This window comes from Enterobacter sp. ENT03 (assembly GCF_019218745.1).
In the GTDB taxonomy this organism is placed as follows: Bacteria; Pseudomonadota; Gammaproteobacteria; order Enterobacterales; family Enterobacteriaceae; genus Enterobacter_D.
The window spans coordinates 187,751-195,167 of record NZ_JAHUXA010000006.1 but is presented as its reverse complement, the minus strand read 5'-3'; the positions used below and the strand labels follow the sequence as shown (position 1 = coordinate 195,167).

The window sequence follows — 7,417 nt, the reverse complement described above, 5'->3', positions numbered from 1 at the left end:
GCGATACTCAGGCACGAACCGGGAAAGGTAAGACGGATGAGTATAGTTAATGCGCTGAAAGTGCTGGGAAAAGAGTACAGTAATCTGGTCCTGAATAAATGACCAGATTACTGGGGATCCCTCAGCCTAACGGGAGAGGGAACAGTCCGGTGTTATCCCTGTCCCTGGGTGAGGGAAAACTACCCCATCACCGCCGTACTTAACCGACAGGTGCAGCAGCGCCGCCCCTGCTCGTCAAACACCACAATTTCCCAGCTCTGACTTTGCCGCCCGACATGCAGCGGCTGACAGACACCGCGCACCTGGCCCTGCGATACCGGACGGTGATGCGTGGCATTCAGCTCCGTGCCGACCACACACTGCCCTTCACGGGTCATCAGAAATCCTGCCATCGAACCCAGGGTTTCCGCCAGCGCCGCCGACGCCCCACCGTGCAGCAGGCCGAACGGCTGATGGGTGCGCGCATCCACCGGCATCACCGCTTCCAGCACATCATCCCCCAGCCGGGTATAGACAATGCCAAGGTGCGCCACCAGGGTATCCACGCTGGTGGCGTTCAGCTCATCAAGGGATAAATGACGTTTCCAGATCATGTTTATGCTCCCAGCGTCGAACCGCCGTCCACCACCAGATCCTGTAAGGTGATGTGCCCTGCCAGATCCGAGGCCAGAAACATCACCGTACCGGCAATGTCCGCAGGTTTGGCGATTTTTCCCAGTGGAATGCCGAGCTTGAACTGTTCGCCGAAGCCACGAATGCGTTGCTGTTCCGCGTCATCGTGGGTCCACAGCGTGCGCTGCATGTCGGTATCGGTAGAGCCTGGCGAGACGAGATTACAGCGTACGCCACTGGCCGCCAGTTCCAGCCCGACGGTCAGGGCCAGACTTTTCAGCGCCGCTTTCGATGCGCCATAGGCGCTCATGCCCAGACGCGGCGTGTGCGCGGCATCGGAGGCGACGGTAATAATCGCCCCGCCCTGCTGGGCGCGGAATTGTGGCATGGTCTGCTGAAAGAGATTAAACGCCCCGCCGACGTTCACCGCCAGAGTCTGCTGCCAGTCGTCAAGACTGAGGGCATCGGTCGCGCCCATACGCAAAATTCCGGCGGCGTTCACCAGGACATCCAGCCGTGCCGTGCGCGCCAGCAGGCGCTGACAGGTCGCCACCACCTGCGCCGCATCGGCAATGTCCAGCCGCTCGCAGGCGAACGGATACGCCGCCTGCGGAAAGTCCAGATCGAAGCCGATAACCTGCGCGCCCGCATCGGCAAAGGCCTGCGCCGTGGCGTAACCAATACCTTTACCCGCCCCGGTCACCCACACGGTTTTGCCGCTAAAATCCAGCCCGGCCATTATTTCACCTCGCGGGAGAGCAGCGCCCACCAGGCATCGAGGGTCGGATTTTTCGCCAGCATAACAAAATCAATGTCGCGGTAGACTTTGCGCCAGCGGGCGGCGAGCGCCATCATGCGCACGGAATCCAGCCCGTAATCGATCAGGTTGTCATCATCCAGCGGCACGTCGGATTCATCGAGCAGCGGCAGGATCTGCGCCCGCAGTGCATCCTTCGTCAGCGGCACCGGCAGCAGGTCGTCGGTCATCACCACGCGGCCTGCACGCCCGGCCACATAGTTAAGCGCCATCAGGTGCTCCTCACGGCTGAAATCCGCCAGCGCGTCGGCGACCATAAACGGCTTGATGTCACGCATAAAAGCATCGGTGGCGGTGGTCATGCAGCCGATGTGCGCATAGACGCCGGTGATGAGCAACTGGTTGCGCCCGGTCGCCTTCAGCATCTGCTCAAGCGGAGAGCGGTGAAACGCGCTGTAGCGCCACTTCACCAGCACGGTGTCGTCCGCGTCCGGCGCAAGGGCCGCCACCACCTGTTGTTCTTCCGGTTTGCGGGTCAGGCCCGGTCCCCACATATCATTCAGCAGCGCGCGATCTTCGTCGCTCTGCTCTTTGGGCTGCGCGGTGTAATAGACCGGAATGCCCTGCTGTTTGCAGAACTGGCGCAGCGCGGCGATGTTCGCCACCACCTGCTCCATCATCGGGCAGTTATCGCCCCAGAAATTGACAAAATAGTCCTGCATATCGTGGATCAGCAGCGCAGCACGCTCAGGTTCAAAGGCCCAGTTCACTTTGTTGTGCGGGATCTCTGCCGCGGCGGGCAGCGCATAGCCGGTTAATTTTGGGATAGCCATCTCTTCTCCAGTGTTACGCCTGTGACTGTTCAGCCAGCATGTGACGCAATTTCTTCTTATCAACTTTGCCGACCGGGGTCAGCGGCAGCGCGTCCACGCACTCCACGCGATCCGGCAGCTTAAATTCCGCGACGCCCTGCTCACGCAGAAAACGGCGTATCTCCACCGGACGCACCGGCTGGCGCACCACCAGATACGCGCAGCTTTTCTCGCCCAGCAGGCTGTCTTCCATGCTCACCAGCGCGGCATGGATCACCGCCGGATGGCGCAGCAGCAGGTTTTCAATCTCTTCGGCGGCGATCTTCTCTCCGCCGCGGTTAATCTGATCTTTTTCACGCCCCTGCACGGTGATATAGCCGTCGGCATCGATGGAAATCAGATCGCCGGAACAGTAAAAACCGTTGGCGTCAAAGGCGCTGGCGTTGTGTTCCGGGCTGTTAAAGTAGCCGCGGAAGGTGTAAGGCCCGCGGGTCATCAGGCGGCCCACTTCACCGGTCGGCAGCGGATTGCCATGTTCATCGGCGACCCACACTTCATCGTCCGGGCACATCGGGCGGCCCTGGGTGTGATTCACCCGCGCCGGACCATCATCGAGCCGGGTGTAGTTCACCAGCCCTTCCGCCATGCCGAATACTTGCTGTAACTGACAGCCGATTTCCGCCGGGATACGCGCGGCCAGGGTGGCCGACAGGCGCGCACCGCCTACCTGCAACAGTTTCAGCGAGGCCAGTTGTGCATTGCTGCCCCCCTCGGCAATCGCCTGTAACCACAGGCTGACGGCGGGCGGGACCAGCGCGGTGACGTTTATCTGATGCTTTTCAATTAACGGGAAGCAGTGCGTGGCGCTCGGATCGGCGGCCAGCACCACGCAGCCCTGCGCAAGAAACACCCCCAGCGCGCCGGGGGAGCTGAGCGGATAGTTATGGGCAGCGGGCAGCGCGCACAGGTAGCGCGTGTCGGCGGTAAATTCGCAGATCTCGTTGCTGCGGCGGATGCTGTAGTAGTAGTCGTTGTGGGTGCGCGGGATGAGTTTCGGCGTGCCGGTGCTGCCGCCGGACAACTGGAAAAACGCCACTTCATCGGCCGGAGTCGGCAGCAGGAACGTACCCTCAGCCGGACGGGTTATCGCCGCCTGTAACCCTTGCTCGCCCTGGTCGTTGCGCAGCAGCACCACACGCACGCTGGCATGTTCGGCCACAAATTTAGTGAGGAAGCTGTCGTCCTGGAACAGTTTGTGTTCCCGGTCGGCAATGACCAGCGCCGGGCGGATCTGCGCCGCATAGGCATTAAGTTCACTCTGCTGATGGCTGAACAGCGCATTGACCGGCGCGACGCCCATTTTCAGCAGCGCAAAAAAGGTGATGTAAAATTCCGCGACGTTGCCCAGCTGCACCAGCGCGCTGTCACCGCGTCGGATGCCGTGCTGATGCAGGCTGCTGGCGAGGTTATCGGACGCCTCGTTCAGTTCGCGGTAGCTGAGCGTGCGCTCGCCTTCGATCACCGCCGGACGATCGGACTGCCCATGGCGGGTGAGAATGTCGGTCAGCGGCAGATCCTGCCAGTAGCCTTTTTCACGATAGCGGCGGGCGAAATCGTCCGGCCAGCGGGTAAAGGGAAGGGTCATGATCGCTCCTTAATTCAGACCAAAAACGTTAAGCATGGTGGAGAGTTTGACGCCGGTTTCGCGCCACTCCGCCGCCGGAGACGACGCCGGCACAATCCCCGCCCCGGCAAACAGGCGAACATTACGATCGTGGATCCGCGCGCAGCGGATGGTCACCACCCATTCGCCGTTGCCCTGCTCATCACACCAGCCGACGATGCCGCCAAACAGCTCACGGTTAAACGGCTCAAGCTCGGCGATCACCCGCTTCGCCACCTGATGCGGGAAGCCGCTCAGCGCCGGGGTCGGGTGCAGCAGGCAGGCCAGCGACAATGCGTTTTCTTCACCTGCGGCAAGGCCTTCGACCGGCGTGGCGAGATGCCACAGCGTCGGCGTATTCACCAGCTGCGGCGAGGCCGGGATCGCCAGCTCACGGCTACGCGGGGTAAGCACGGTTTTCATCGCCTGCACCACTAAATCATGCTCGTGACGATCTTTTTCCGAAGCCAGCAGTTTGTTACCCGCTTCGCGATCCAGCATGTCATCCGGCTGACGGCGGGCGGAACCGGCCAGCGGCAGCGAACTGAGACGCTCATCTTCTTTACGCAACAGCAGTTCCGGGCTGGCGCCGAGCAGCACGCCGCCATCCGGTAGCGGAACGTGGAAGTTAAAGCTCGCCGGGTTTTGCGCGATCAGACGCTCCAGCAGCGCACCGCTGTCAACACGCGCGTCGGTGGCGATATTAATCAGCCTTGAGAGCACCACTTTGTCCACCATAGGTGTCGCGGTCAGGCGCGCGGCTTCTGCCACCATCGCCATAAAGGTGTCCTGCTCCGGGATCGCCTGACGCGATACCACGTTCGGCATTGGGCTGCCCTGGAAATAGCGCGCCGAATGTTGTTTTGCCGGACGGGTAAACGTCTGCCACGACTGCGGGATAAAGAGCGCCGATGGCTGCGTGGTATCAAACGGGATCGCCCCCACCATCACCGGTTTTGCAATGCCCTGCGCTTTTGCCAGCGCAAAGGCCTCGGCCAGTTTGCGCTGGAACGGGCTGTTCAGGTCGTCGCCGTTAACGGCAGGCTCAGAGAAGCGCGCAAAGCAGCCGGACGTGGTAAAGCTGCGGTACGGCGACATAAAGAAAAATCGGTCGGGCGACAGCGCGTCTGCACGCTGCGCGATCCCCTCTGCCACTGACGTATCCATATCTTCCTCCGAAAATGATAAAGGCATTAAGAATAATTATCATTTATATTTTGGTCGGTAAGCTAAAAGGTATTGTCAGCAGTGTCAACTCTGGTTGATGCATCTTCTGCGCCCCGCGCTTGCATCCGCGTCGCACAAAGATGAAAATGAGAAGCATTAACCTCAATAAATACAGGATACAACGCCGTGAGATGTGCTTCATTACGCCTTCATGCTGTACTGGCGCTCAGCCTTTTTGTTTTAGGACTTTCCGCAAGCCACGCCGCCGGATGGCCGCGTCAGGTGACTGACAGCCGGGGGACGCACACTCTGGAAAGCAAACCGCTGCGCATTGTTTCCACCAGCGTAACGCTCACCGGATCGCTGCTCGCCATTGATGCGCCGGTGATCGCAAGCGGTGCCACCACGCCGAATAACCGTTTTGCCGACGATCAAGGCTTTCTGCGTCAGTGGGGCAAAGTTGCGAAGCAGCGCCAGCTGTCACGTCTCTATATCGGCGAAGCCAGCGCGGAAGCCGTGGCGGCGCAGTTGCCCGATTTGATCCTCGTCAGCGCCACTGGCGGCGACTCGGCGCTGGCGTTATACGATCAGTTTTCCGCCATCGCGCCGACGCTGATTATCAATTACGACGATAAAAGCTGGCAGGCGCTACTGACGCAGCTCGGGGAGATCACCGGACAGGAGAAACAGGCGCAGGCACGCATCGACGAATTCAGCACGCAACTGGCGGCGGTGAAGCAAAAAATCACCCTGCCGCCGCAGCCGGTGAGCGCGCTGGTGTATAACCAGGCCGCGCACAGCGCCAATCTGTGGACGAAAGATTCCGCGCAGGGGCAGCTGTTAGCCCAGCTTGGCTTTACGCTCGCCGCCCTGCCGGAGGGGCTGAACGCCAGTCAGAGCCAGGGCAAACGTCATGACATCGTACAACTGGGCGGCGAAAACCTGGCGGCGGGACTTAACGGCGAAGCGCTGTTTTTATTCGCCAATGACGATAAAAACGCCGCCGCCCTCGCAGCCAACCCGCTGTTAAGCCATCTCAGCGCGGTGAAAAACCACCGCGTTTATGCGCTGGGCAGCGAAACATTCCGCCTTGATTTTTACAGCGCCAGCCTGCTGCTTCAGCGGTTTGCCACGCTGTTTGGCTGATGAAAACGGCGTAATTCTTTCAGCATTACCACCAGCAGCAGGCCGATAACCGCCAGCACCCAGCCGCCGAGACTGGCGGAAGCGGCTGGCGTCATCAGCGCCCCCATGCCGCCGAGCAATGCCGCGCCAATGGCATCGCCGGTGACGTTCTGCGCCGTCCATAAACCGTTAATGCGCCCGAGCATCGCCTCGGGCGTTTGCGTCTGGATCAGCGTGTACTGCAACAGCGAACTCACCGCGCTCAGCCAGCCAAACAGCGCGAGGAAAAATGCCCCCAGCGCCCAGACCGGCATCAGGCTGAACAGCGCCACGGCCACAAAGGCGGCGACGTTGGTGCACAGCATGATCGCCCCCGGACGCGAACGCTGCGCCATATTGCCGCTTGTCAGCGCTCCCAGCGCCGCGCCGAGCGGGACGGCGGCATACAGCAGACCAATTTCCGATGCCGACATCTGCCAGTTCACCGCCAGCGCCGGATAGAGCACCCGCACGGCGCTCGCCATGGTCAGCAGCCCGCCCAGCAGGGCGATCCCGCCAATCAGCGGGCTACGCAGTAAAAACTGAAACGCCGCCAGCAAGGATTTCAGCGGATGTTCACGTGGCTGCGGCGGCGGGGGCAGTAGCGGTAAACGCAGCAACGTCAGGGTGGTGATAAAGGTCCCCGCCGCCGCCAGCCCGTAGTTCCACACCACGCCGCCGGACGCCAGCAGCAAACCGCCGCACAGCGGAGAGATGACCGATCCCAGACGCACGGTCAGCATGGTGATCGCCCCCGCCTGCATCAGATTCTCGCGCCCGACCAGCGCGGGCGTCGCCGCCAGCAGCGCCGTCACGCCAAGCGCGCCAAAAAAACCGTCCCACAGGCCGAGCAGGTAAATGGCGATAAGCGAGGGTTCCGGCAGCGCCGCGTTGATAGCCAGACCGATAAAGCCCAGGCCGCAGGTGCCGCGCGCCATCAGGATCAGGCGTTTACGTTCATAGCGATCCGCCAGCACGCCACCCACCATCAGCCCGACAAACATCGCCCCGCCGGTCAGGGTGACCGCAAGTCCCACCAGCGCGCTGGAATGGGTCATCGCCTGGATCTGCACCGGCACGCCGACCCCCAGCAAACCGAGGGATAAAATGGAGATAAAACGGGCGATAAACACGGCGCGAAACGCGGGGTGGGTTTTCAGCAGGCTCATATTTAGCAGCCAGGATTGTCGGTTCATTACAGGGCCTTTATTGCGATTTCTCATACCTTTTCAATGGCCGCAC

Annotated in this window: 7 protein-coding genes; 1 reads left to right on the top strand and 6 read right to left on the bottom strand. The window is 61.2% G+C overall.

Annotation, left to right across the window (positions count from 1 at the left end; genetic code table 11):
* Positions 1-179 precede the first annotated feature (179 nt).
* The 5 genes from entH to entC are packed head-to-tail and all read right to left on the bottom strand — an operon-like array spanning position 180 to position 5,011.
* Positions 180-593, bottom strand: a complete 414-nt coding sequence (gene entH / locus KW828_RS11000) for a proofreading thioesterase EntH (RefSeq protein ID WP_218336393.1) — start codon at positions 591-593, stop codon at positions 180-182.
* Positions 594-595: 2 nt separating this feature from the next.
* On the bottom strand, positions 596-1,351 hold the full coding sequence (entA, locus tag KW828_RS10995; RefSeq protein WP_218336392.1) for a 2,3-dihydro-2,3-dihydroxybenzoate dehydrogenase EntA: 756 nt from the start codon (positions 1,349-1,351) through the stop codon (positions 596-598).
* Positions 1,351-2,202, bottom strand: coding sequence for an isochorismatase (locus KW828_RS10990; protein ID WP_218336391.1), 852 nt, complete (start codon positions 2,200-2,202; stop codon positions 1,351-1,353). Before KW828_RS10990 ends, entA begins: the two co-directional genes overlap by 1 nt.
* Positions 2,203-2,215: 13 nt before the next feature.
* On the bottom strand, positions 2,216-3,826 hold the full coding sequence (gene entE / locus KW828_RS10985) for a (2,3-dihydroxybenzoyl)adenylate synthase EntE (RefSeq protein ID WP_218336390.1): 1,611 nt from the start codon (positions 3,824-3,826) through the stop codon (positions 2,216-2,218).
* Between the two features lie 9 nt (positions 3,827-3,835).
* On the bottom strand, positions 3,836-5,011 hold the full coding sequence (entC, locus tag KW828_RS10980; RefSeq protein ID WP_218336389.1) for an isochorismate synthase EntC: 1,176 nt from the start codon (positions 5,009-5,011) through the stop codon (positions 3,836-3,838).
* Positions 5,012-5,197: 186 nt separating this feature from the next.
* On the opposite strand from entC, the gene fepB reads away from it, so the two are divergent.
* The gene (gene fepB / locus KW828_RS10975; protein WP_218336388.1) at positions 5,198-6,157 is read left to right on the top strand and encodes a Fe2+-enterobactin ABC transporter substrate-binding protein; all 960 of its coding nucleotides are present in this window, start codon (positions 5,198-5,200) and stop codon (positions 6,155-6,157) included.
* Here the strand turns inward: fepB and entS are convergent.
* Positions 6,130-7,371, bottom strand: coding sequence for an enterobactin transporter EntS (entS, locus tag KW828_RS10970; RefSeq protein ID WP_218336387.1), 1,242 nt, complete (start codon positions 7,369-7,371; stop codon positions 6,130-6,132). The two genes, fepB and entS, sit on opposite strands and share 28 nt — an antisense overlap.
* Between the last annotated feature and the right edge of the window lie 46 nt (positions 7,372-7,417).